Here is a 22,862-nt window from a genome sequence, read left to right as displayed (position 1 = left end):
TTTTATCTATTCGTTTTTAGCGTCGAGGTTCTCACGCGGCGTGATGCTCAGCGCGTCAAAATCAAGGTAGGCGCCGATACACAGTGATAAGAAGAGTATGGCGACGAGCCAGCCGTTCATGTGGCCCATGATGATGCTCTTGCCGGCCTGACCAGGGAATAGTTGCCGCAGCAAGTAGGTCGAACCGAGCGCGAGGATAAAATCAAAGAGGTAGTTGACGACGCGTTTCATTGGCTGTGGTGTTTCCAGAATGAAGAAGCGCACAACGAGGTGTGACAAGCGGAAGGTGTATTTGCCCAGAATGCTGAGCGGCCGCTCCAAGGGAATTTTGGCAAAAAACAGTAGCACCGCACCCACAGCGGCGGCAACGATGGAGCGCCACAGACTAGCACTGTGGAGTACCAGTGAGTTATACGCGACCCCAATAATGCCGATACCACAGAAGTAGGGGATTACAAACAAAAAGATAAAAATGACGTTGGCTTTTTTGCTGGTCATGAAAAGACACCTTCCAAGTTAATTAACTATGCCTAGTATAACATGTACGCGGTCTAATAAACGTAGGCCATTTCCCGGTGGCGGATGCCTGCGTCCAAGAATTCAGGTTTGTTAGTCAATGTAAAACCCAGTTTGGTGTAGAAACCGGTGGCATGGACCTGGGCGCCGAGCATTAACTTGGCCACGCCTTGCTTGCGACCATATTCAATGGCGGCGTTGATCATCTCGCGGCCAAGACCCAAGCCGCGGGCGCTTTTGCGTACTGCGACGCGCTGGACGTGCAGCCTATAACTTTCTGGCAGGAGCCGTAATGTGGCCAAAGCCTGGCCGCCTTCGTCGTAACCGGTGAAGTAGGTGGCGCGGGGTTCATCCGCGTCAACTTCCAGCGCCATGGGCACGCCCTGTTCCTGAACAAAGACTTCATTGCGGATGGCAACGCTGTCGCGGTGAACGGCGCTGTCCAGATCGGTGCTAATTTGAATATTTAGCATTATGTACGCTTCTTTCTGCATCACGCTTGAATTAGGGATATGGTATCATGAATGATGATAGCAATGCGCCGCGGCGCTTGCAAGCAGGTGCCGCAGTGGTCGGCCCGAAAAATAAAAGCAATACCCGGTGTGCGCACGAAGCGTCGCCGGCGGGAAGGAATTTTATGAATAATCAGGAACTAGAACAGGCGGTCGCAAAGCGCCGTACTTTTGCCATTATCTCTCACCCTGACGCGGGGAAAACGACCATTACTGAACAACTTTTGCTGTTCGGGGGTGTCATTCGCGAAGCCGGTACCGTTAAGGGGCGTAAATCAGGTCATTTTGCCAAGTCTGACTGGATGGAAATTGAAAAGCAACGTGGGATTTCCGTGACCAGTTCGGTCATGCAGTTTGACTACCAGGGTAAGCGGATCAACATTCTGGATACCCCAGGGCACGAAGACTTCTCTGAAGATACGTACCGGACACTGATGGCAGTTGATGCTGCCGTCATGGTCATCGACTCTGCAAAAGGTATTGAAGCGCAGACTAAGAAACTTTTCCAGGTCGTTAAGAAGCGTGGTATTCCGATTTTCACCTTCATGAACAAGTTGGACCGCGACGGGCGCGAACCACTCGACCTGATTGCTGAGCTCGAAGATTTGCTCGGCATCGTAGGTTACGCCATGAACTGGCCAATGGGCTCTGGGAAGACGCTGCTCGGGATTTACGACCGCGTGAACCACCGCATCGAACGTTACCGTCCCGAATCAGAAGACCAGCGTTTTGCAGCACTGGATGATGAAGGTCACTTGCCAGATTCAGATCCACTCACGAAGGATTCTTCCTACCGTGAATGCCTGGACGACATTGAGTTACTCGATGACGCAGGCAACCAGTTCGACGAAGCCAAGATATTGCGCGGTGATCAAACGCCGGTATTCTTTGGTAGTGCGCTGACGAATTTTGGGGTGGAAACCTTCCTCAATAGTTTCGTGAAATACGCACCCGCACCAAGCGCTAAGAAGACAGTGGACGGCGCTGAAGTGGCGCCAACCACCAATAACTTCTCCGGCTTCATTTTCAAAATTCAGGCGAACATGAACCCAGCGCACCGTGACCGCATCGCCTTTGTCCGGATTGTCTCCGGTGAATTCGAGCGGGGCATGGATGTCACCTTGAACCGGACGGGCAAAACCATCCGCTTGGCCAATTCCACCGAGTTCATGGCGGACTCTCGCGAAACCGTCAGCAACGCGGTCGCGGGTGACATTGTTGGGTTGTACGATACCGGTAACTTCCAGATTGGGGACACTATCTATAGTGGTAAGCAACAGATGGAATTTGAACCATTGCCACAGTTCACCCCGGAACTGTTCATGCGTGTCACCCCTAAGAACGTCATGAAGCAGAAGAGTTTCCACAAGGGGATGCAGCAGCTGGTCCAAGAAGGGGCCATTCAGTTGTACAAGACCTACTCCACCGACGAGTATATTCTTGGTGCGGTAGGGCAGCTGCAGTTTGAAGTCTTCAAGTTCCGGATGGCGAACGAATACAATTCCGAAGTTGAGATGACACCGATTGGCAGCCGCACGGCGCGCTGGATTGACCCTGAACAGCTTGACGAGAAGATGAGTTCTTCACGTAACTTGCTGGTTAAGGACCTGGACGGCAACCCGCTGTTCCTGTTTGAAAATCAGTTCGCTGAGCGCTGGTTCGCAAGTAAATACCCGGACGTGAAGTTGACGGCTAAACTCTAATCGATACGCAAAAGGCACTAAGCAATGTCAGTTGTTTTCAACGAGGATAAATAGTCAGTTAATAAGCTTTACAACACTCAAAAAAGGCAAGCTTCCAGTATGCAACTGGAGACTTGCCTTTTTTGAGTGGGTCAAGATAGTCTATGAGTTCTTGCACGGTTAACAGCTATACTTCATCGACTAATACACGACTTAAATTCGGCTGCTTGATTAACGCTTTGGCTAAATTCGTGGGCAGATACACGGTGGACGACCGTTTAAGATTAAAACTTTTCAAATGTCGTAGTTGGTTTGAGACGAATTCTGAACAGAAGTAGATTTTTTTTGAGTGACTTGGTAAATAGATATGAAAAACACTCAATATCGCACCCAGCATGTTATAGCGATAGATTTGTTTGTTCTTAGCGAAGTGCTTCAATGCGCTTTGCACACGGTGGTAGTCAGCTTCAGGCACTGTAAACTGGTAGCAGAGGCTTTCCTTACGCCCGTCGAATAACGGACGATGAGCAGGATGCTCTTCCCTGAAACCCTTGGCGCTAAAACTGTAGAATGCATCTGTTTGTTCGCCGAGGCCTAATGATGCGTGAGTATACTGTCTACCCGAAGTCCAATAGATTAGATTGGAGAATCGATTATGGTTTCTAGTAAACAGTACGGATATGGTAAATTCAGATTTTCCTTTTCTAACCGGACGTGGGTCCGCTAGACTGGATCTAACTTGTTGCTTGAGCGTTTCAGTCGTGACGTTCCAGCGGTAAATCTCCAGCATCTTCAATGCAAAACCTGCTAACAAGAAGCCCAAAAACAGCAACACACCAACTTGTAACATCTCAGTTGCGTGGGTGCCTTGTACGTTCAAGGTATAGAAAATCGCAGCTTGAATACAAAACAAGGCAACATGAGCGGACAAGTTGAGGAACAGTGCATTGAACCCACATTTCTTTCTATCTGTAACTTCGATTAGCCGAAGCTTTTGTTCGATGATTTGCTGTACGTCTTGGTTAATAGTTTTCAAAGGGGTATCAGATTGCAAAATTTCCAACTCATAGTTGCGACCGCTTTTGGTGATACGCCCAATTTCGTATCCAAGTTTTCGATAACAGGCCTGGTAGAAGGGGATTTGGTGTTTACGGGTTAAAACAACGAAAGCCAAATTCTGTTTTGTCATCTGTTAGACCTTGCGACGATGATATACCGCCAGACACCGACAACGATACAGATTGTACCAATCAAACCGAGAGCGATTAGCTGAGACATTACACCGATAATGAGTGCTTGCAACGCCCCGAGGTAAAATGCTAATCCCAAGAGTCCCAAGAAAATGCAGGCTACCTGGTGTAATCGTTTAGTCCATTGTTTGGGATTTGCGACCATTTTTTGTAACGATCTACTTTTCATGACGGCTGGTAGGCTTAGGATAAAGATCAGCCCGATGACGACCAGCATTGCGATGATCAGTCCTTGAAAAAGTGTTGCCATATTTGTATCCTCCAATGTGTAGTGTGTACTTGAAAGTCGGGTATTAGATGTAAGCTTATTTTAACCATCAGTTGTGGCGTATTGACCAAACTAAGAAGCACTTGGGTTTAGATGCGTGTTTGCTTGTAATAACTGGGTGGTCATCCACAGGACACGAACTAAGTTACAGAAGAATTGTTTGAGGAATTTGCGTGGAATGTTGCAGAAATATGAATTTGATTGAAATCGCGACAACCCCTCTGGATATTTTGCAATATTTATGTGATATGCTGAATAAAATTATGGAGGTACACCTATGGTCCAAATTCTCGTAGTAGAAGATGATCTAAATTTGAATGAGATTGTATGTACGCACTTGGCAAGTCATGGTTTTCAGGTTGACGGCGCGCCCAACGCTAATGATGCTTTTAATTTAATGGCGACCAATCTTTATGACATCGTGATCTCAGATATCATGATGCCGGATATTGACGGTTTTGAGTTTGCAACGCGTGTGCGCAAAATCAACCGCACGATTCCCATTCTATTTATGACTGCCAAGGACGATTTTGTTTCAAAACAAAAAGGGTTCGAGATCGGAATCGACGACTATATGGTCAAGCCGGTAAACCTTGATGAGTTAGTCTGGCGAATTCAGGCGCTGATACGGCGTGCACACATAGATGAATCAAACCAGTTGACCATAGGTGAATTCGTCATGGATAAATCTAGCATGGTGGTGAAGCTGAAGGATTCAGAGATTTCAACCACCGTGCGTGAGTTCAACATCCTATTTAAATTACTATCTTTTCCGAATCGAACTTTTTCGCGAGAACAACTGTTAGATGAGTTTTGGGGCGTTGAAAGTGATTCGAGTTTAAGGGCGGTCGATGTTTATATCACCCGCTTGCGTGAAAAATTCGCCGAGGTGAGCTTTGAAATTAAGACGGTGTACGGATTAGGGTATAAAGCGGTGGTCAAATGACTAAACGACGTAGTAGACATTATCGAAGTCGGTTTAACTGGTGGACTTACATCGGTGAGTTTCTTTTGTTCGGATTGCTGGGAATGTTGCCGTCAGTGCTGTTCGGCGGGTTCAAGTTCGTGATGTTACCGGAGACCAAGCAGTTCATCATCTGGTACCTTCTTTATTGGATTTTCGTGACCGCGGCATTTGCTGGAGTTACCGCATTTCAAAAGTATCGATCATTCGATAAACCGATGAATCAGCTATCGCAGGCGGCGGCTAAAGTTGCCCAGGGGGATTTTACGGTTTATTTACCACCAGTGCACCGTGAAGGCCATCAAGATTATGTTGATGGCATGTTTGAAGATTTTAATCAGATGGTAGAAGAACTGGCAAGTATTGAAACATTGAAGTCGGATTTTATTTCGGATGTTTCACACGAAATCAAAACGCCGCTGGCGGTAATCCAAAATTACATTACCGCACTGCAGGAACCAAATCTCCCACAAGAACGTCGACAACAGTATATGGAAACGATTGTTCATTCAACACAGCGAATGACAGAGTTAGTGGGCAATATTCTGAAGCTGAACAAGCTTGAAAATCAAAAGATTCGTCCGCAAGCCACAACTTATCGCTTGAGTCGGCAATTAAGTGACTGCGTGCTTCAATACGAGCAATTATTGGATGCAAAAGAGATCACTGTGAATGTGGCATTTGAAGAGCGAACGATGGTCACTGCTGATGAAAGTATTGCGGAGCTGGTATGGAATAATTTATTAGCGAATGCGGTGAAGTTTTCAAATCAAGGCGGTACGATCAAGGTGCAACAAACGACAAAGAATGACCAAATTGTCGTGGCCATTTCTGATAACGGCAGTGGTATGAGTGAGGAAACGGCTAAACATTTATTCGATAAGTTTTATCAAGGTGATACTTCGCATGTAACAGAAGGCAACGGGTTGGGGATGGCCTTAGTTAAAAATGCAGTTACAATATTAGGCGGCAGTGTTGTTGTTGAAAGCAGTCTTGGAATTGGCACGACTTTTACGGTTCGGTTACCTCAGGCTAAAGAAAACATAACGAGCGAATAGCTCGTTTTTTTTTGCGTGAATTAATATTTTTGAAACAATTATCGGATTTTCTCCAATATTCAGTCGATATCATGTCTAACATACAAGGAGGGGCATGATGAAAAAGCGGTTTGACTTACGGGGAATATTTGCCAATAACTGGCTCTATCTGGTGATGATCATTCTTGAGATTGGTGGGATTATCCCATTCTTCAAGTTGATGGCCGATCAATCCTGGGTCTTGTGGCTGATCGCATATGCAGTTGGCTACGGAACCTTCATCTACATCCTGAATCAGGACGAACAAGCTAGCACGAAAATTCCCTGGCTTTGTATCGTGTTAATCATGCCAGCCTTCGGTGCGTTGTTCTACGGATTATTCCATGAACACAAATTAAAACGTAAGGATCGCAATCATCTGGCGAGCTTGAGGCAAAGAATCGCAAGCCAAACTTCCAACCTGGATCGTTCTCGCGAATTGACTGATTCCGAAGTGGCTGGCAAGGTTCGAGCCTTGCGCCATGATGACCCAGAAACTGCAGCCTATCAAAATACTGTATCCAAGTATTACCCTGTTGGCGAATTAATGTACGAAGATATGTTGACGGATCTCAAATCTGCGAAATCGTTTATTTTCTTGGAGTACTTTATTGTTGAGCCTGGCGTGATGTGGGATGGCATTCTCGACATCCTCAAAGAAAAGGTCAAGGCTGGCGTTGAGGTGCGAATGCTGTACGATGATTTGTGCACATTTACGACTTTGCCGATGAACTACGACAAGTCGTTACGGGAAATGGGCATTCAATGCTATCGCTTCTCTAAGTTCACACCGATCGCGTCAACCGTTCACAATAATCGTGATCACCGCAAGATCATGGTGGTTGATGGCCTTGTGGGTTATACCGGTGGGATCAATATGGCAGATGAATATATCAATCACAAACACAAATATGGTCATTGGAAAGATGGCGGCGTTCGCCTTCAAGGTGACGCAGTTTGGGGCTTATCCAAGCTGTTCTTAACGAATTGGGATATGAATCAGAAAACATTCAGTGATTATCAAGCTTATCAGCCGATTCAACCGCAGCTTCCAGAGGCGCCAGGCTATTACATGCCATTTGGTAGTGGACCCAAGCCAGCTTACCTCACGACGGTTGGGGAAAATGCCTTCTTAAATTTGATCAATCAGGCTAAGCATAGTGTGACCGTGATGACCCCGTATTTGATTATCGATTTCGAACTTACAGACGCGTTACGTAATGCCGCCATCCGTGGTGTGAACGTTTCGATCATCACGCCACATATCCCAGACAAAAAGTTGATTTTTCTGATGACCAGAAGTGGTTATCAACCGCTTTTACAAGCTGGGGTCAAAGTCTATGAGTACGTTCCTGGATTCGTGCATATGAAGATGATGTTGGTCGATGATGAGTACGGAATTTCTGGCACGATTAACTTTGATTACCGTAGCTTGGTTCACCATTATGAAGACGCAGTTTGGATGTATCAAACGCCGGTTCTCGCTGATATGAAACAAGATGTTGAGGCGACCATCGCCCAATCACAGGAAGTGACTACCCGAAACCTCAAGATCGGACCATTTCAACGCCTTATCAAGTGCTGTATTCAGTTAGTTGCCCCGTTACTATAAAGGAGCATTTTTATGAGTGAACAGTTGATTCACTTTCAGTATTGCAATGTTAATGTCAAACAGCGTTATAAGTGGCTGTATTTGGACTATTATCCCTGTTTCGGATGGGAATGGTTGGAAACAGTTCCGGCAAAAGCAGGTCAGTCCTATACCCAATTAACGTTTAGACGAAAGTATACCTTGCAGCGTCATACCGACTTGCAACGGGCTCAGAATAAATTTGATAGTTGCATGGATGAAATCGACAATTTAGAAACCTCAACAGGATTTGCAGCAACTACTAGTGCGTTGGTACTGGGAATTATCGGTATCTTTTTCATCATTGGCACCATCTTGATGATGATCAAAGGGTGGGACAGCGCCATGTTGCTGTTGATCCCTGGTAGTGTGGCTTTTCTAGCTGCATACCCTGTGTATCTCATCGTGAAAAGGAATAAAGAAAAGCAGATTGTTCCGTTTGTGAGCAAGCGAATGGATAGGCTGTACGAGATATCGCTATCTGCTGAGAAGTTGAATAACTAGGTCTATGCCTTGATGGCAAATGCTAGTCTTGTCAGACAAATTTGGAGGTAAATAACATGAATCAAAAGATTGATGAATTACTAGCATCGATGACCCTTGATGAAAAAGTGGCACTTTGTGTCGGTAAGGATTTCTGGCATACGCAGGATGTTCAGCGTTTAGGGGTCGCATCAACAGTGTTGACAGATGGCCCTCATGGTATTCGTAAGCAAGTTGGAACTGGCAATCAGCTGGGGCTGGGTGAAAGTGTGAAGGCAATTTGTTTTCCAACCGGCTCGGCAATTGCTGCATCGTTTGACCCAAATACGTCTGAATTAGTCGGTTCAGAAATCGGGAAACTCGCGCGGAAGGAACAAATCGGCGTGGTATTAGGACCGGCAATGAACATCAAGCGTTCACCGTTGTGTGGTCGTAATTTTGAATATTACTCTGAAGATCCATTGGTCAGTGGGCAACTTGCAACTGGTGCAGTACGTGGCATACAAGGCGAAGGCATTGCGGCATGTTTGAAACATTTCGTTGCCAATAATCAGGAATATTACAGACAAACCGCAAACTCAGTGGTTGATGAGCAAACCCTGCGCGAAATCTATCTGGCGCCATTTGAGTATGCGGTGAAGCATGCTAGCCCAAATTGGGTCATGAGTTCATACAACCGAGTAAACGGTGAGTATGTGAGTCAGAGTCACAAATTGCTGACAGATATTCTTCGCAAAGAATGGAACTTCAGAGGCGCTGTCGTATCGGATTGGGGTGCTAGTGATGATACGGTTGCCAGTCTTGCAGCCGGAATGGATCTTTGTATGCCAGGGCCGGCGGCGGACAACGTGGCTGCGTTGAAGCGCGCCGTGACGAATGGTGAACTTAGCGAAGAAACAATCGATCTTGCCGTCGCCCGGATCTTGCTTAGCTTGCCTGAACAACAGGCAGTTAAAGCACAATATGATTTTGCCCATGGTCATATGATAGCCGAAAAAGCGGCGACTGAATCAGCCGTATTGCTCAAGAATGATGACGACATCTTACCGTTGCAAGACGCTGAAAAAATTGCATTGATCGGTCAATACGCCAAAGTGCCGCGTTATCAAGGTGGTGGCAGTTCACACATCAATGCAGCCAAAGTGACATCGGCTTTTGATGTGTTGGGCAAGCGTGACACCATCAGTTATGCACAGGGCTATGATGATGACGGTATCTTGAATGAGGAAGTTTTGATCAACGAAGCGGTCAAAGTGGCAGCATCCGCCGACAAAGCAGTCATTTTTGCCGGCCTGCCTGAAGTTTATGAAACCGAAGCTGTTGATCGCTCAAAGTTAGCAATGCCAGCTAATCAAAACGCCCTCATCAAGGCGGTGGCCGCTGTTCAACCCAACACGGTCGTGGTCTTGCATAATGGCTCGCCGGTGACGATGCCATGGCTTGGCGAAGTTAAGGCGGTCTTGGAGATGTATCTAGGTGGCGAAGCCGTTGGTGCCGCTACAGTAGCGCTTTTGTATGGTGAGGTCAATCCTAGTGGGCGCTTAGCAGAGACTTTCCCGTTGCGCGTCGAAGATACTCCGGCTTATCCATATTATGGTATCGAGCGCGATGATGTTCCTTATCGCGAAGGCAACTTGGTGGGCTATCGGTATTATGACACGATGCATCGAGCCGTCTTATTCCCATTTGGTCACGGACTGTCTTATACCAGCTTTGCGTATTCGGATCTTAGGATCACCCAAAAGCAGATTGATGATACGCAAACCCTTAAGATACAAGTGAATGTCACGAATACCGGTCATCGTTTTGGTAAGGAGGTTGTTCAATTATATGTCGCTAATCCTGTTGGTGATCATGTTCGTCCGCAAAAAGAACTCTGTGCGTTCACGAAAGTTGCACTGAAACCAAATGAAACGAAGAAAGTCAGTTTTGAACTAGATTATCGCGCCTTCGCTGAATGGAATGTGCAGCTACATGACTGGCTCGTATCTGATGGGCCATACACGATCCAAATTGCGCGCTCCGCGTCAGATGACGATGTTTTGTTGACGACGCCAGTGAGTGTGGTTTCCACTCGACGTCCACGACAGGTATTTGATGTGAATACGCCACTCGGTGATTTTCTAGCCGATCCGGCGGCTAAAGATTTAGTCATTGGTGCGTTGCACAACATGCTTGGCGCGCGTGCAGATAAGCTTGATGCGGATGATTCAGGTGATGAATCAGGCGCTTTGAGTCACGAAGCGATGCTTGCCAGTGCTGCTGCAATGCCATTGCGCGCCTTAGTCTCATTTAGTGAAAATGTCTCCCGAGAGCAGTTATTAAATCTCGTCGATCAAATCAATCGTGCAAATGCCAAGGAAGAGTAAAAGGAGCCTAATTATGAAGAACAATTTTAAAAAGACAGCCTCAAAAGTGATCGAAGGGGTCACCAGCAATCCAGTACTACTGTGGGGTAGCTGTGTGGGGATCTTCATTATCTTGTATCAACATCACCAGGCAAAACGCTAATTTTTCCGAATAAGCGTGAGGAGGGACAATGGTAAAATATCAGATTGTTGTTGAAAGTGGTGCAGATTTAACTCGGGAATACGTACGCGCGCACCCCGTTACCGTTGTGCCAATGCATCTCAATGTTGCTGGAGACGATTTTCGTGATGGTGATTTTCCGCTTCAGGGAATTTACGATTATTATCAGCATACCAAGCATGTTCCTAAGACCAGCGCACCAGCTCCAGATGCCTATAAAAAAGCTTTTGAAGAAGCTCGGCGCCGAAGCCCGGATTGTATCATCCTACATTTAGGGTATTCAGCAGCAACGACAGCCGCTATGCAAAATGCCCATATTGCTAGTGCTGGTTTTGCCGACGTCGTGCACATTGATACAAAATGTGCTTCAGCTGAGCAAGCAGTTTTGGTCGAGCGAGTGGTGGCCTTCATCGAGAAATATCCGAATGTTGAAGTTGGCACCCTCCAAGATCAGATTCATGATTGGATCTCGCGTTGTCGGATGTTCTTTGTGCCTGACAACATGGCATATTTGCGCGCTGGCGGGCGCGTCAGCAATGCAGCTTATATGGGGGCTTCGTTGTTGAATATTAAGCCTTTGATCGAAATGGTAGACGGTCAGTTAGTGTGTGAGCAGAAGTATCGCGGGTCGTTGAAACGGATTGTTTCCAACCTTATCGATACCGCATTCAATGATTATCAGTGGGAAAACGGTCAATTTCATCTTATTTACTCGCAAGGCCTTCCTGATACTGCTAAGCGACAAGCTGAGTTACTTGTCGCAGAACATGATATTCTCACACCTGATTGGCGACAAACCGGTGCTGTCGTCACTGCACACTGTGGTCCGAGAACTATTGGTGTTTGTGGTATGGTTAAACGTTGAGTTAGGCTTCGCTTATCAAAGTAAACCGTTAGACATCAAAGCTTTGATGCGAAAAATCTAGGAGTGATGTTGGCTACAAATTTGGAATATCTAAACAATTAAAAAATAATGCGCTTTGCTCACTAGGCAAAACGCATTATTTTTGTTTTTGGCGTGAGTATATGGTGACAATCGCACCGGCGATGAGATAAATCAAAGCCAGCACCAGACCAAATCTGCCTGCATAAAAAGACGCGGCTTGTGGATGGTACAAATGCAGTAAAGCGTAGTGAGCAATCACGATTGCCAAAGTACCATCCGCTAAGGCATAAGCTTTGAGTAACGTGAGATCCAAGGTGTGTAGCTTCCGCGCACGAATTAGGCCACTGATCGCAGTGGACAATTTTGCAAAGGCCATGATCGCCACAAAATATGCCGCAATCGGCGTGAAGGGCCGTGTGTACTCATGGCTCAGCATAATGGCAGCAAAAATCGAGTAAATCGCACCTAAGGTAAGTAGGAACAGGCCGCCCTTATATGTGTTGATTGGGCGATTGTGCCACCATTGGTTGATTGCCCACCCGCGTGAAAATGTGATGAGCAAATAGCAACTACTGAGTACAAGCATCCACGGGGAGTGTTGCCAGCCAGCAACTATCAGGTTGCCAACAGCGTTTAATCCACTGACTGGTAATGCCCAACATGCTCGCCAAAAAATTCTATCATGTTTATCGGCAACTCGATAATGTCGCCACTGATCTTGAATTTGATTTATCATGAAATTATGATAACACTTCCAGCTTTAATATGGCGACATTAACCAGTCTTGAATTTGAGACTGTTGAAAAAGATTTCATGACCAAAAAATCCCGCCATGATCTGCATCATTTATTTCGTGCAGTGAGATCATAGTGGGAAACTTTGGCGCGTCTTCATTACGTGGGTTGCCAATCGTGTTGGAGCGCTTGGTGAGAACTAATAGGCATTCTCTCGCATGTTTGTCGGCCAGTCTTTAATGGAGCGATGGCGATCAAATTTGGTCAGACTATCGATTTCTTCTGATGTCAGGCTAAAGCCGAAGATGTCGAAGTTAGACGCCACATGCGCTGGATTCATCGACTTTGGGATTGCGACGATTTGTTGTTGGGTCAAAAAGCGCAAGAGAACCTGTGCTGAAGATACGCCATACTTAGATGCAAGTGCCTTAACTTCTGGTAATTGCATCATCTCTGCACCTAAGCTTTCAGCCAACGGGGCCCAAGCTTCGTGGACGATGTTGTGTTGTTGCAAATATGCGCGCATTTTTGTTTGCTGCCAGTACAAGTGAGTCTCAATTTGATCCACTGCCGGCACAATATGACTATTGTTGATCAAGAGTTCGAGGTCCTTGGCGTTGAAATTGCTCACACCGATGGCACGAGTTTTACCAGCAGCCAAAGCGTCTTCAAGAGCGCGATATGAGTCTAGGCTATTTGGTGTTGGCCAGTGAATGATTAGCAGATCGAAATGATCACTGCCAAGGCGGTTGAGTGACATATCGATTCCCTGCTTTGTCTTGGCATAACCATCAGTACTCGTTTTCGATGTGATAAAGACTTGCTCTCGAGCAAGTCCACTTTGTTTGAGCGCTTGCCCGACACCAGCCTCATTACCGTAGGCTTGTGCAGTATCAATACTGCGGTAACCAGCGTTTAGTGCCATTTCAAGGTTTTCTGCGGTTGACTTTGGTGGCGTTTGAAAAGTGCCATAACCTAGGACTGGCATCTTCACACCATTGTTCAACGTAACAAATTCCATTTTGTGTTCCTCCGATATTGTGGGGTCTCAATATATGCTTGATGATTGTTAGTTTTGGCTGATCACAAGGGACTATTCAAAATTGAAACGTTTATAGAACTCGAGTTGTTGCTGGAATCCATGAGCGTCTTCAGAAAATTGGTAACCATTGCTCTCATTTAATGTGGCAATCTGTTTCATTTCATCGTCTGTGAGTTCGAAGTCAAAGACGTCCATATTTTGCTTCATGCGGTCGACATGCACTGTCTTTGGAATCACGATGATCCCGCGTTGCAGTAGCCAACGAAGGCTAACTTGTGCAGCTGACTTGCCATGTGTTTGCCCGATTTCGTTGAGGAGTGGTTGGGTGAAGACGTTGTGTTGGCCGGAGGCCAGCGGGGACCAAGCTTCCATTTGAACGTCGAAATCCTTCATTGCCTGATGATCTGCCACTCGTTGTGCGAATACGTTGGTTTCGACCATGTTGATTGCCGGACGCACGTCAGTAAAATTAATCAAATCAACGAGACGCTGTTGCGAGAAATTATCAACACCGATTGCACGGATGGTGCCTGCCTTGTAAGCTTCTGAAAGATAGCGCCAGGCACCATAGTAATCGCCGACAGGCTGGTGGATTAGATATAAATCTAAATAATCTAGGCCAAGTTTCTCAAGCGAGCGTTCAAGCCCTTTTTTCGCGCCTTTATAGGAGTTATCAGTTAACCAAAGTTTGCTTGTGATGAATAAATCCTTTCGAGGCACGCCTGCCCGCTTGATTGCCCGGCCGACTGCTTCTTCATTGGCATAAGCTGCGGCGGTATCGATCAAGCGATAGCCGAGCTTGATGGCTTGATAAACGGACTTTTCGGCGACGTCAAGGTCAGTGACTTGGAACACGCCAAGACCAAGCATTGGCATTTCAACACCATTATTTAAGGTTACAGTTTGCATGAGTATTCTCCTTTATTATGAGCGTGCAGTGTCAGGGTCGAATTGCATCCCATCCCGCCGGCGTAAGGGACTGTTTCAATCGCAGCCATTTCGTCAGCCGTCAATTCGAAATCGAAAATTTCAAGATTTGTTGCCATAGGATCAGGGTTCAATGCCTTAGGAAGCGGTACGATGCCCTTTTGTAAGAGCCAACGTAAAACGACTTGACCCGCATTCTTATGGTGGTTAACCGCGATGGCATTGATTGTAGCGTCTTGCAGAACGTGGCTGCCAGGCCCACCAAATGGCGACCAAGCTTCAACGACAATATCATGTGCCTGTGCGTATTCTGCGGCTTCTTTTTGTGCGAAGCCAGGGTGATATTCGATTTGGTCGACCATTGGCTTGATGTCTGCCATTTCGATTAAGGCTTCCAAGTGATTTGCTAAGAAGTTGGAAACGCCGATTGATTTGATGCGCCCAGCCTTGTAAAGCTCTTCAAGAGCGCGCCAGGTGTCAGCGTTGAGCTGCTTCCAGTCGTCGTGCCACGTTGCATTTGCCGGCCAGTGGATCAGATATTGATCCACGTAATCAAGCCCAAGCTTATCCATGGATTCTTCAAAGGCCTGCCATGTACGTTCATAGCCGCGATGATCCCACCAGGCTTTGGTACTGATGAAAAGATCTTCGCGATGCAAGGTTGGATCTTCTGCTAACGCTTCACGGACCGCTTGGCCCACGCCCCGTTCGTTGCCGTGAATACCAGCGGTATCGATGTTGCGATAACCGGCTTTAATAGCAGCCTTGATTGCAGTTACTGTGGGTTCGCCGTCAGGGATAATGCTACCGAAACCAATGACAGGAAGTTGGTAGCCATTGTTTAATTCGTAAGTTGACTGTGCGTTCATATTTTTTGCTTCTTTAATTGTGTTCCTTGATTGCTTTGGAGGTTGGCAGTGATAGCTCAACAAATGCAATCAATCCGACAATGGTCAGTAGTGACTCAAGCATCTGCAAGACCTCCTAAGTCTGGTTGATTTTAGTTCGTAGGTAGTCGAGTTGCGCGATGCGTTCCTCGTTGTCATGAACAGTGGCCAGAGCAGTTTGGCGCAGACGCTTGAGTAATAGGCGTTGTTCACCGGCAGAGGCTTTGAGATACTGCTCGACATCAATTCCCATCGCTTGCATCGATGTAATATCGCAGTTTGAATACATGTTTCACCTCGTAAAGAAAAAGCACGTGTGAGGTCTCATGCCTCATCACGTGCTTTAGTATAGGTGCCATACATAATTATTGAAAATGCTTAGTTTGTAGGCTTAGCCATACAATTATTGTATGGCACGCAGCTCCTGAATAAATGCGTTTGTCGCTTTATTATGCAACTGCTGGCCGCGCCAAGCTATCACTGAGTGCAGCACGAGTTTCGGTGCTAACGGCACAAAGCGCAGCTTATCGAAGTGCTGATCAAGTTGCAGACAGATTACCACACCCGCATTTTGTTGGGCCAACATTGCTGCATTGTACAACAAGTTATAGCGGGCCCAGTTGCGCATTTCCTTTGCGAATTCGCCAGACCATTTCGCAAGTTCCTTTTGCACAACGGTATCAAGGATCGTGATCACTGGGGTGCCGACAAGGTCACCTGGCTTAATGGCATCATATTGCGCAAATGGTGAATCTACATGCGCTAAAATGCCCCAGACTTCTTCACCTGGTAAGGTCACGGATTCATAGCGAGTGGTGTCAACTGGCTCAAGCAGGAGTCCCAAATCAATTGTCCCTTGTTCAAGCCACGTGCGAATATCTTCATTATTGCCGCTGTGTAAAGCGAAGTGGACCAACGGATGTTGACGCTGAAACTCGCCCATTGCTTTGGCCAGAGCGCTCATGCTTTGAAGTTCGGAGCAGCCGATTGCAATTTCACCAGCGACTTCATCAGATTCTTGTAACTCGTCACGCGCACGGTTTGCCATGTCGACAATATCTTGTGCTCGCCGCCGGAACAATAGTCCTTCGTTGGTCAACGATACACTGTGGTGATGCCGTTCAAATAAGCTCACATCGAGTTCGGTTTCAAGCGCTTTGAGTTGGCGAGAAAGGGTGGGTTGAGTGAGATGTAGTAACTCGGCAGCTCTGGTGATGTTTTCTTCTCGTGCTGTTAGCAAGAAGTATTCTAGAACACGTACGTCCATAATTAACCTCGAAATGGAATTAATTTTTTTCAGTAGACGATTATGATGATGCAAACTCAATTGCTAGAACATTTGCACTGGTAAGCGGGATTTTGTTCGGTAGAATCTCGAAAAATTTGTCAGGTCCACTAGTCCGAACGTGGAGTGAATGATTATGGTTACGACTTACGGAGATTATTAGAACAAACGCCCGATGCCGTAGTGAATAATCATGGTGATGATGCCGATGATGATGTTGCGCACCACCGCGTTTTGCACAAAGCCGTGACCCAGACGAGCGGAAAACAGTCCTGTGAGACCAACGGCAATCACGGTCGCGATAATGGTCCCAATCCAGCGCCAGATGCCTGGCAGGAAGGTTAAGGCCGCTAATGGCAGGATGCCGCCGAGTGCGGCGCAAATCAATGATGCCAGAGCGGCCATCCAGGGGTTCATCAACTCGTCAGGATCCAGTTCATACTTAACGCCGACGACAGTCTTGAGCGCCTGCTTCTTCATTAGTTCGTCGGCAATCTGGGCAGCCGTTTCCTGACTAACGCCTCGTTGCGTGTAGTCGGCAACGACGGCCGCGCGTTCCGCGGCAAAGTTAGTTTTTAACAACTTGGCCTCAGTTTGCACCGCAGCAGCCTCAGTATCTTTTTGCGAACTAACACTGGCGTATTCACCGCCGGCCATTGAGAACGCAACGGCCAGCAGGTCGGCGAGTCCAGCAATGAACAAGGTGAATGAATCCGTTGTGACCGCGCCAACCGAAAACAGCACGCCGACAACGGTCAAAATACCATCATTGGCACCGAGCACACCGGCACGTAAGGTGTTGGCGCGCATAGCCAGCGATTGTTCTTTTTTAACTTCTTCCATGACTTAGCGCCTCCTTAACGGGCAAACAGGTGACCAACACCATAAGTGACCGCCATCGTAATCAGTCCGGCAACAATATTGCGCAACGTAGCCCTCCCAATTTTGGCGTTACCAAGACGTGCAGCCGCGGCACCCGTAATGGCAAGTGCAATGATGACCGCGACGATTGTGAGCGGGATTTTGAGTCGGTTGGGGGCAAAGGAGATCATGAGCATCGGTAGTGCAGAGCCCAAGGGGAAGGACAGCATCGAGATGATTGCCGCACCGACTGCACTGGTGGATTTGGTGGGGTCAATGTTGTAGCGCTCACGCACGGCCGTGTTCAGCGGCGAGACCGCGAACATCTCGGCAGTTGCTTTGTGCGCGAGTTCACGACTAATACCGGTCGCCACGTATTTGTCCTCGACGAACTGCTGCTCTGCGTCTGGATTCACATGCAGACGAACGGTTTCGTCGGCTACCGCCCGTTTTTCGGCATCACGCTGGGCGTGTACACTAACGTACTCACCCATGGCCATGGAAATCGTTCCCGCTAGCATGCCCGCCATGCCAGCCAGCAAAATTGTGGCAACGTTATTAGTGGCGGCGGCAACCCCGAGGACAATCGCGGCGACCGAGAGGATCCCGTCGTTGGCACCCATTACGCCGGCACGAATCAAATTAATCTGTTCGGCAAGGTTTAAACTGGACTTTTTTTCTGATGACATAAGCTACTCCTGACCAACTTATTTTCAGATAACACTCTAGCACACTTGTTCGATATTACAACTTAGGGGACACTAAAAAGACCGCCAAACGCGATGATGACGGCGTTTGGCGGTCCTAGTATGTTTAGGGAAGCCTTATTTCTTTTCGGGAAAACGCAGGTAGCTGGCCTGGACGTAGTGACCATCATCCAATTGGAACCAAACGCTCCCATCACTGAGTTGCAGACGTGCTGTGGTGTGCACGGAGAGGCCATTTTCGAGCGTTTCTGGCTGAATCTGGCCGTAAGGGGCGGCCCAGACGCGAGTACCAGTACTTGGGCCGTCCACGGTGGCAGTGGCGGTAAGCGCTGCAGTATCGGCCGTGAAACTTAGCTGCGGCGTCTCGAGCTTAGTCGGGGCGGGCAGGTAAGGATTTTGCTTGTGCGGGCGCGTGTGGGTTGCTGTAATCCACTGACTACCACCGAGGTTGAGCCACACTTGGTGGGTCACTTCCTCGCGAACGAGGCCGAACACTTGCCAAACGGTGCCTTCAGGCAGAAAGGCGGCGAGTGCATCATGACTGCGGGCACGCGCGAAAACCTGCTTATTGACTGTCACCTCAACGTACGCGGCCTCAGGCAGACTACCGTGTTCAATTCCTGCTTCCTTATAATTGAAGTGGACGGTTTGCGCTGCGGTAGAGAAGACGCCTTGCTGGCTAGGCGCACCGATGACATCGTCAGTGCGGTCGGGTAGCGCACTGACCGTAAAGGCCATATCCACCGTGCCGTAAATCAGTTCTGGTGGTGCTAGTAAGCGCCCAGCACTGCCGCGATGATAAACACTGACAGGTGCAGCGAGCACTTCCTGGTAGAAAAGGGTGATGGTGCTGGTGGCAGCGGTGAAGGTGTCCGTAAAATTCTCCGCGCGGGTAAACAAGCGGCCAGGAAAATGGCGCCAGTTCAGCTGCAAGGGGGCGCCCTCTAAGCCGTTAATGACATCCGGTTCGTGCAGGGGACTGTTGGTTGCCTGATCGATGAAACGAACGGTGACGCGCACTGGCTGTGCAGGGACGACGGGTGCGCGTGGGACTCTATGCGGGGTGGCAGCTGCCGGCGACTTTGCCGATTCATTTGGTTTGGATGCTGGTACTGCAGCCTTTGCAACAGTTGGCGTAGCTGCCGGTTGCCGCGGCTGCTTGCGCGGCCGTGGTTTAAGTAAACGGCCAATTAAACTCAGAAGACTCATAGTTATACCTCGACAAGATGACGGGTGGCAAACAAATAGGCCGGCAGCAGCCGACCCATCCGCATTTATTAATTAGTAGCTGCTTCAGAGGTACGCATCGTGACTTCTGCGAGGTGACGGGAGCGCAGTACTTTGACAGCGTCAATCCCCTTACCAGTTAGTTCCTTCAGGGCAAAATCAATTTCGCCATTCTGGATGTTCCGGCGCTCGTTGGTGAAGAGTACCTCTTGGTGGTGTGGCGATTCGGTGAAGACCACCGTCGTTTGCCCCAGGGAGTAGACTTGCACGAGCTGAGCGTTGGTGTTTGCTAACTGCTGCGAGACGAGGTGTGCATATGAGTTTGTGACATCGATTAGCCGCATCGTGTATCAGTCCTTTCAGTTCCTTATACTGATTATTATAAGGTAATGGGGGCCGCGATACCACCTCAATGTGAAAACGTTTTTGGAAAAAATGGCGTTAATTTTGGTCAAAAGCGGTTTACAACGGGCACGCGGGCCGCCTCAAAATTATAAAACACTTCTCAAAAAAGTGTGAGAAGCGCAAGTGCACGTGGGCAAACGCCAAAAAGCCCCTCGTTATTTCTGAGAATAACGAGGGGCTAAGATTAATTTTGACTTTTCAGCTTACTTGCTACTGCTTTTGGCGGCAGCTTCAGGAGCGTCAGCGCCGGTAATCACAATGTTACCATCACTAATGCGCGCCTCAAGATTGGTGCTGTTTGGGTGATCCAGGTAGTAGTCCGCAACGCGGTCTTCAATCTGCTCCTGAATGACCCGGCGCAGTGGCCGTGCACCCATCGCGGGATCGTAGCCGAGTTCGACTAACTTGTCCTTGACGGGCGCGGTGACGTGAATGCTCAGCCCTTGAGCTTCAATGTTGCTGTTGGTATCAGCAATCATCAGGTCAACAATCTTCAGCAAGTTTTCCTTGCTCAGCGTGCTGAATTCAATGATGTCATCGAAGCGGTTGAGGAATTCAGGCTTGAAGAAGTTGCCCAGCTGGCCCAAAACGCTATGGGTGGTACCGTTGATGGAAGCACCGAAACCAACGTTGGCTTCAGCGTCGGTGGCACCGGCGTTACTGGTCATGATGATGAGCGTGTCCTTGAAGGAAACGGTGCGGCCCTGACTATCAGTCAGGCGACCGTCATCCAGGATTTGCAGGAACATGTTCATGACATCTGGGTGGGCCTTTTCAATTTCGTCCAGCAGAATCAGGCTGTAAGGGTTCCGGCGCACCTTCTCGGTGAGCTGACCGGCTTCTTCATAACCGACATAGCCAGGAGGTGAACCGATGAGCTTAGACACGCTGTGCTTTTCCATGTACTCTGACATGTCAAAGCGAATCATCGCGTCCTCACTGCCGAAGAGTTCAAGTGCCAATTGCTTGGCAAGTTCAGTCTTCCCAACCCCAGTTGGGCCAACAAAGAGGAAGCTGCCAATTGGTCGGCCAGTCTTGTTGAAGCCAATGCGGTTACGGCGAATGGCGCGGGCAACCTTGTCAACGGCCGGGTTCTGACCAATGACGTGCTGTTCGAGGGAACCCGCGAGGTTCTTGAGCTGTTCTTGCTCCTGCTTCTTGAGTTCGCCGACTGGAATGTTGGTCTTCTCTTCGACAATCTGCTCCATGTCCTTAGCCGTAACTTGCGGCTGATCTTCATCGGGCAGGTTCTCTTGATCCTTCTTCATCTTTTCAAGCTTGGTGACCTGATCGCGATAGAAGGCGGCCTTTTCATAGTCTTCACTCTTGAGTGCGGCTTGCTTTTGCTGTTCGGCTTCCGTGACCTTCTTGTCGATGACGGCAGGGTCAACGGCGGTAATCGTCAGGTTCTTGCGGCTACCGGCTTCGTCCAGCAGGTCGATGGCCTTGTCAGGCAGGAAGCGATCCTGGATGTAGCGTGCGGAGAGCTGGACGGCGCTTTCGATGGCTTCATCCGTGTAGTGCACGTGGTGGTAAGCCTCATAGCGACCCTGAATCCCCTTCAGGATTGCAATGGTTTCGTCCGGACTTGGTTCATCCACAGTCACTGGCTGCAGACGACGGGCAAGAGCAGAGTCTTTTTCAATGGTTCTGAATTCATTATTAGTGGTTGCACCCACAAGCTGAAGTTCGCCGCGCGCAAGGGCAGGCTTCAAGACGTTACCGGCGTCCATACCGCCCTCGGCGTTACCAGCGCCGATGATTTCGTGGATTTCATCGATGAACAAAATGACGTCTTGGCGTTTCTTCAGTTCATCAAGTAATTGCTGCATCCGTTGTTCAAATTGCCCACGCATGCTAGTGCCTTGAACCAGGGACACAACGTCAAGCCGAACGACCTGGCGATCCTGGAGCTTCTGCGGCACGTCGCCGTTGGCAATCTTGAGGGCAAGCCCTTCAACAACAGCAGTTTTACCAACACCGGCCTCACCAATCAAAACAGGATTGTTCTTGGTGCGACGGTTGAGGATTTCGATGACGCGCGCGATTTCCTTGTCCCGACCGATGACGGGGTCAATTTCCCCGTTCTTGGCCTGTTCAGTAAGGTTGACACCATACTGAGAGAGAACGCCCCCGCGCTTACCGCCATTATTCCCGCCGGCTTGGGGCCGCCGTGCGGATGCTGCGTTATCAGCCTGATTCTCACCACCGGCCGCACCGCCACCCATTGCGCGGAAGATGTCGTCCAAACTGTTAAAGCCGAATGGATCGTTCGTCTTGCTCGTTGCGGGTTCAGCACTTCCGGCCTGATTCTTCAAGGTCTGATAGCAGCTCTGGCACAAATTAACTTCTTTGCGTTGTCCGTTAACGTTTGTGTAGAGGTGGATAGTTGCTGGATTTTGTTTGCAGTTTTCACACAGCAATATATGTCACTACCTTTCTTGACCGTTTTGGCGTACTTAAGGAAAAGTGGAAATTCTTTGACCTTATTTGACCATGCTTTGAGTATAGCGCGATTTGTGGAATTTGCAAGCACTCGTGGACACAGAGTGCTAACTGTCCTTCTTGCAAGCTAGTTTTGCAAAATCTGCGTTAACTCAAGAGACGGTGTGGTCTCTTCCTATAATAGGCGCTTGCCGACTTTCAATCTAGTGCTGGGGGACCACTTTGAGTGCAAATCCGCTTCTTGCGATGAAACCGATTACGTGATAAACTAGCATCTATTCTGTAAGGGAGGGCTAATAATGGCAACCGATTACGTGGAGTTAATGAACAAACTGCGAAGTGGTGAGCTAAGCGAATTGGTGATTAAACCAGAGGACTTCATGGCCTTTCGTGAGGCGTGGAGTAACTATCCAGGCCGTAAGGAAATCGTGGGGAGTGCAGAGCGTGGGGGCACAATTGTCTACCACTATGATGCACACTTTGGTTAAACATTTTTTGCGTTTTGCGAAACCGCATTCTAAAAGTCTTGTTAACTGCAAGTAAAAA

At 48.2% G+C, this 22,862-nt stretch carries 23 protein-coding genes; 8 read left to right on the top strand and 15 right to left on the bottom strand.

Going from position 1 to position 22,862, the window contains the following annotated elements:
• Positions 1–6 precede the first annotated feature (6 nt).
• Complete coding sequence (locus tag EKM97_RS02410; RefSeq protein WP_125570680.1) at positions 7–498, bottom strand: hypothetical protein; 492 nt, start codon at positions 496–498, stop codon at positions 7–9.
• 53 nt (positions 499–551) lie between these two features.
• Positions 552–989 (bottom strand): GNAT family N-acetyltransferase, encoded by a 438-nt coding sequence (locus EKM97_RS02405; RefSeq protein WP_125570679.1) that lies wholly within the window; start codon positions 987–989, stop codon positions 552–554.
• A 164-nt stretch (positions 990–1,153) separates the two neighbouring features.
• Between EKM97_RS02405 and EKM97_RS02400 the strand changes: the two genes are divergently transcribed.
• On the top strand, positions 1,154–2,731 hold the full coding sequence (locus tag EKM97_RS02400; RefSeq protein WP_125570678.1) for a peptide chain release factor 3: 1,578 nt from the start codon (positions 1,154–1,156) through the stop codon (positions 2,729–2,731).
• Positions 2,732–2,897: 166 nt separating this feature from the next.
• Here the strand turns inward: EKM97_RS02400 and EKM97_RS02395 are convergent, their stop codons facing one another.
• Positions 2,898–3,899, bottom strand: coding sequence for a hypothetical protein (locus tag EKM97_RS02395; RefSeq protein ID WP_125570677.1), 1,002 nt, complete (start codon positions 3,897–3,899; stop codon positions 2,898–2,900).
• Positions 3,896–4,210 (bottom strand): hypothetical protein, encoded by a 315-nt coding sequence (locus EKM97_RS02390; RefSeq protein ID WP_125570676.1) that lies wholly within the window; start codon positions 4,208–4,210, stop codon positions 3,896–3,898. The genes EKM97_RS02395 and EKM97_RS02390 overlap by 4 nt, the downstream gene beginning before the upstream one ends.
• A 295-nt stretch (positions 4,211–4,505) precedes the next feature.
• On the opposite strand from EKM97_RS02390, the gene EKM97_RS02385 reads away from it, so the two are divergent.
• The 6 genes from EKM97_RS02385 to EKM97_RS02360 all read left to right on the top strand — a co-directional run bounded on the left by EKM97_RS02385 (position 4,506) and on the right by EKM97_RS02360 (position 11,775).
• Positions 4,506–5,174: a response regulator transcription factor gene (locus tag EKM97_RS02385; RefSeq protein ID WP_125570675.1), complete on the top strand. Its 669-nt coding sequence runs from the start codon at positions 4,506–4,508 to the stop codon at positions 5,172–5,174.
• On the top strand, positions 5,171–6,250 hold the full coding sequence (locus EKM97_RS02380) for a HAMP domain-containing sensor histidine kinase (protein ID WP_125570674.1): 1,080 nt from the start codon (positions 5,171–5,173) through the stop codon (positions 6,248–6,250). Before EKM97_RS02385 ends, EKM97_RS02380 begins: the two co-directional genes overlap by 4 nt.
• A 94-nt stretch (positions 6,251–6,344) precedes the next feature.
• Positions 6,345–7,880 carry a cardiolipin synthase gene (gene cls / locus EKM97_RS02375; RefSeq protein WP_125570673.1) on the top strand — a complete coding sequence of 512 codons (1,536 nt, stop codon included), beginning with the start codon at positions 6,345–6,347 and terminating at the stop codon, positions 7,878–7,880.
• 12 nt (positions 7,881–7,892) lie between these two features.
• Complete coding sequence (locus EKM97_RS02370) at positions 7,893–8,402, top strand: hypothetical protein (protein WP_125570672.1); 510 nt, start codon at positions 7,893–7,895, stop codon at positions 8,400–8,402.
• Positions 8,403–8,458: 56 nt separating this feature from the next.
• Positions 8,459–10,750 carry a beta-glucosidase family protein gene (locus tag EKM97_RS02365; RefSeq protein WP_125570671.1) on the top strand — a complete coding sequence of 764 codons (2,292 nt, stop codon included), beginning with the start codon at positions 8,459–8,461 and terminating at the stop codon, positions 10,748–10,750.
• A gap of 170 nt (positions 10,751–10,920) precedes the next feature.
• Positions 10,921–11,775 (top strand): DegV family protein, encoded by an 855-nt coding sequence (locus EKM97_RS02360; RefSeq protein ID WP_125570670.1) that lies wholly within the window; start codon positions 10,921–10,923, stop codon positions 11,773–11,775.
• A gap of 136 nt (positions 11,776–11,911) precedes the next feature.
• On the opposite strand, the gene EKM97_RS02355 is transcribed toward EKM97_RS02360, so the two are convergent.
• The 11 genes from EKM97_RS02355 to EKM97_RS02305 all read right to left on the bottom strand — a co-directional run bounded on the left by EKM97_RS02355 (position 11,912) and on the right by EKM97_RS02305 (position 22,294).
• Positions 11,912–12,532 (bottom strand): hypothetical protein, encoded by a 621-nt coding sequence (locus EKM97_RS02355; protein ID WP_125570669.1) that lies wholly within the window; start codon positions 12,530–12,532, stop codon positions 11,912–11,914.
• Between the two features lie 197 nt (positions 12,533–12,729).
• Entirely contained in the window at positions 12,730–13,551 is an 822-nt protein-coding gene (locus tag EKM97_RS02350) for an aldo/keto reductase (protein WP_125570668.1), read from the bottom strand.
• Between the two features lie 72 nt (positions 13,552–13,623).
• Positions 13,624–14,481, bottom strand: coding sequence for an aldo/keto reductase (locus EKM97_RS02345; protein WP_125570667.1), 858 nt, complete (start codon positions 14,479–14,481; stop codon positions 13,624–13,626).
• Positions 14,469–15,368 (bottom strand): aldo/keto reductase, encoded by a 900-nt coding sequence (locus EKM97_RS02340; protein WP_125570666.1) that lies wholly within the window; start codon positions 15,366–15,368, stop codon positions 14,469–14,471. Before EKM97_RS02340 ends, EKM97_RS02345 begins: the two co-directional genes overlap by 13 nt.
• A 115-nt stretch (positions 15,369–15,483) precedes the next feature.
• Positions 15,484–15,675 (bottom strand): hypothetical protein, encoded by a 192-nt coding sequence (locus tag EKM97_RS02335; protein WP_125570665.1) that lies wholly within the window; start codon positions 15,673–15,675, stop codon positions 15,484–15,486.
• A gap of 114 nt (positions 15,676–15,789) precedes the next feature.
• The gene (locus EKM97_RS02330) at positions 15,790–16,653 is read right to left on the bottom strand and encodes a LysR family transcriptional regulator (protein WP_125570664.1); all 864 of its coding nucleotides are present in this window, start codon (positions 16,651–16,653) and stop codon (positions 15,790–15,792) included.
• Positions 16,654–16,830: 177 nt separating this feature from the next.
• Entirely contained in the window at positions 16,831–17,514 is a 684-nt protein-coding gene (locus tag EKM97_RS02325) for a VIT1/CCC1 transporter family protein (protein ID WP_125570663.1), read from the bottom strand.
• A 14-nt stretch (positions 17,515–17,528) separates the two neighbouring features.
• Complete coding sequence (locus EKM97_RS02320; protein WP_125570662.1) at positions 17,529–18,221, bottom strand: VIT1/CCC1 transporter family protein; 693 nt, start codon at positions 18,219–18,221, stop codon at positions 17,529–17,531.
• A 135-nt stretch (positions 18,222–18,356) separates the two neighbouring features.
• A complete protein-coding gene (locus EKM97_RS02315) occupies positions 18,357–19,448 on the bottom strand; it encodes a MucBP domain-containing protein (protein WP_125570661.1) in 1,092 nt (363 codons plus the stop codon).
• A 68-nt stretch (positions 19,449–19,516) separates the two neighbouring features.
• Positions 19,517–19,810 (bottom strand): DUF1827 family protein, encoded by a 294-nt coding sequence (locus tag EKM97_RS02310; protein ID WP_125570660.1) that lies wholly within the window; start codon positions 19,808–19,810, stop codon positions 19,517–19,519.
• Between the two features lie 264 nt (positions 19,811–20,074).
• Complete coding sequence (locus EKM97_RS02305) at positions 20,075–22,294, bottom strand: ATP-dependent Clp protease ATP-binding subunit (RefSeq protein WP_164507405.1); 2,220 nt, start codon at positions 22,292–22,294, stop codon at positions 20,075–20,077.
• Between the two features lie 321 nt (positions 22,295–22,615).
• Here EKM97_RS02305 and EKM97_RS02300 point away from each other — a divergent pair, with 321 nt between their 5' ends.
• Positions 22,616–22,804, top strand: a complete 189-nt coding sequence (locus EKM97_RS02300) for a hypothetical protein (protein WP_125570659.1) — start codon at positions 22,616–22,618, stop codon at positions 22,802–22,804.
• Positions 22,805–22,862 lie beyond the last annotated feature (58 nt).

This window comes from Lacticaseibacillus songhuajiangensis (assembly GCF_003946025.1).
Lineage (GTDB): Bacteria > Bacillota > Bacilli > Lactobacillales > Lactobacillaceae > Lacticaseibacillus > Lacticaseibacillus songhuajiangensis.
This window is presented reverse-complemented; position numbering and strand designations above follow the sequence as displayed.

Excerpts from the sequence above, each read along its gene's own strand:
- EKM97_RS02410 (WP_125570680.1), bottom strand. The coding sequence starts at position 498 with ATGACCAGCAAAAAAGCCAACGTCATTTTTATCTTTTTGTTTGTAATC.
- EKM97_RS02405 (WP_125570679.1), bottom strand. The coding sequence starts at position 989 with ATGCTAAATATTCAAATTAGCACCGATCTGGACAGCGCCGTTCACCGC.
- EKM97_RS02400 (WP_125570678.1), top strand. The coding sequence starts at position 1,154 with ATGAATAATCAGGAACTAGAACAGGCGGTCGCAAAGCGCCGTACTTTT.
- EKM97_RS02395 (WP_125570677.1), bottom strand. The coding sequence starts at position 3,899 with ATGACAAAACAGAATTTGGCTTTCGTTGTTTTAACCCGTAAACACCAA.
- EKM97_RS02390 (WP_125570676.1), bottom strand. The coding sequence starts at position 4,210 with ATGGCAACACTTTTTCAAGGACTGATCATCGCAATGCTGGTCGTCATC.
- EKM97_RS02385 (WP_125570675.1), top strand. The coding sequence starts at position 4,506 with ATGGTCCAAATTCTCGTAGTAGAAGATGATCTAAATTTGAATGAGATT.
- EKM97_RS02380 (WP_125570674.1), top strand. The coding sequence starts at position 5,171 with ATGACTAAACGACGTAGTAGACATTATCGAAGTCGGTTTAACTGGTGG.
- cls (WP_125570673.1), top strand. The coding sequence starts at position 6,345 with ATGATGAAAAAGCGGTTTGACTTACGGGGAATATTTGCCAATAACTGG.
- EKM97_RS02370 (WP_125570672.1), top strand. The coding sequence starts at position 7,893 with ATGAGTGAACAGTTGATTCACTTTCAGTATTGCAATGTTAATGTCAAA.
- EKM97_RS02365 (WP_125570671.1), top strand. The coding sequence starts at position 8,459 with ATGAATCAAAAGATTGATGAATTACTAGCATCGATGACCCTTGATGAA.
- EKM97_RS02360 (WP_125570670.1), top strand. The coding sequence starts at position 10,921 with ATGGTAAAATATCAGATTGTTGTTGAAAGTGGTGCAGATTTAACTCGG.
- EKM97_RS02355 (WP_125570669.1), bottom strand. The coding sequence starts at position 12,532 with ATGATAAATCAAATTCAAGATCAGTGGCGACATTATCGAGTTGCCGAT.
- EKM97_RS02350 (WP_125570668.1), bottom strand. The coding sequence starts at position 13,551 with ATGGAATTTGTTACGTTGAACAATGGTGTGAAGATGCCAGTCCTAGGT.
- EKM97_RS02345 (WP_125570667.1), bottom strand. The coding sequence starts at position 14,481 with ATGCAAACTGTAACCTTAAATAATGGTGTTGAAATGCCAATGCTTGGT.
- EKM97_RS02340 (WP_125570666.1), bottom strand. The coding sequence starts at position 15,368 with ATGAACGCACAGTCAACTTACGAATTAAACAATGGCTACCAACTTCCT.
- EKM97_RS02335 (WP_125570665.1), bottom strand. The coding sequence starts at position 15,675 with ATGTATTCAAACTGCGATATTACATCGATGCAAGCGATGGGAATTGAT.
- EKM97_RS02330 (WP_125570664.1), bottom strand. The coding sequence starts at position 16,653 with ATGGACGTACGTGTTCTAGAATACTTCTTGCTAACAGCACGAGAAGAA.
- EKM97_RS02325 (WP_125570663.1), bottom strand. The coding sequence starts at position 17,514 with ATGGAAGAAGTTAAAAAAGAACAATCGCTGGCTATGCGCGCCAACACC.
- EKM97_RS02320 (WP_125570662.1), bottom strand. The coding sequence starts at position 18,221 with ATGTCATCAGAAAAAAAGTCCAGTTTAAACCTTGCCGAACAGATTAAT.
- EKM97_RS02315 (WP_125570661.1), bottom strand. The coding sequence starts at position 19,448 with ATGAGTCTTCTGAGTTTAATTGGCCGTTTACTTAAACCACGGCCGCGC.
- EKM97_RS02310 (WP_125570660.1), bottom strand. The coding sequence starts at position 19,810 with ATGCGGCTAATCGATGTCACAAACTCATATGCACACCTCGTCTCGCAG.
- EKM97_RS02300 (WP_125570659.1), top strand. The coding sequence starts at position 22,616 with ATGGCAACCGATTACGTGGAGTTAATGAACAAACTGCGAAGTGGTGAG.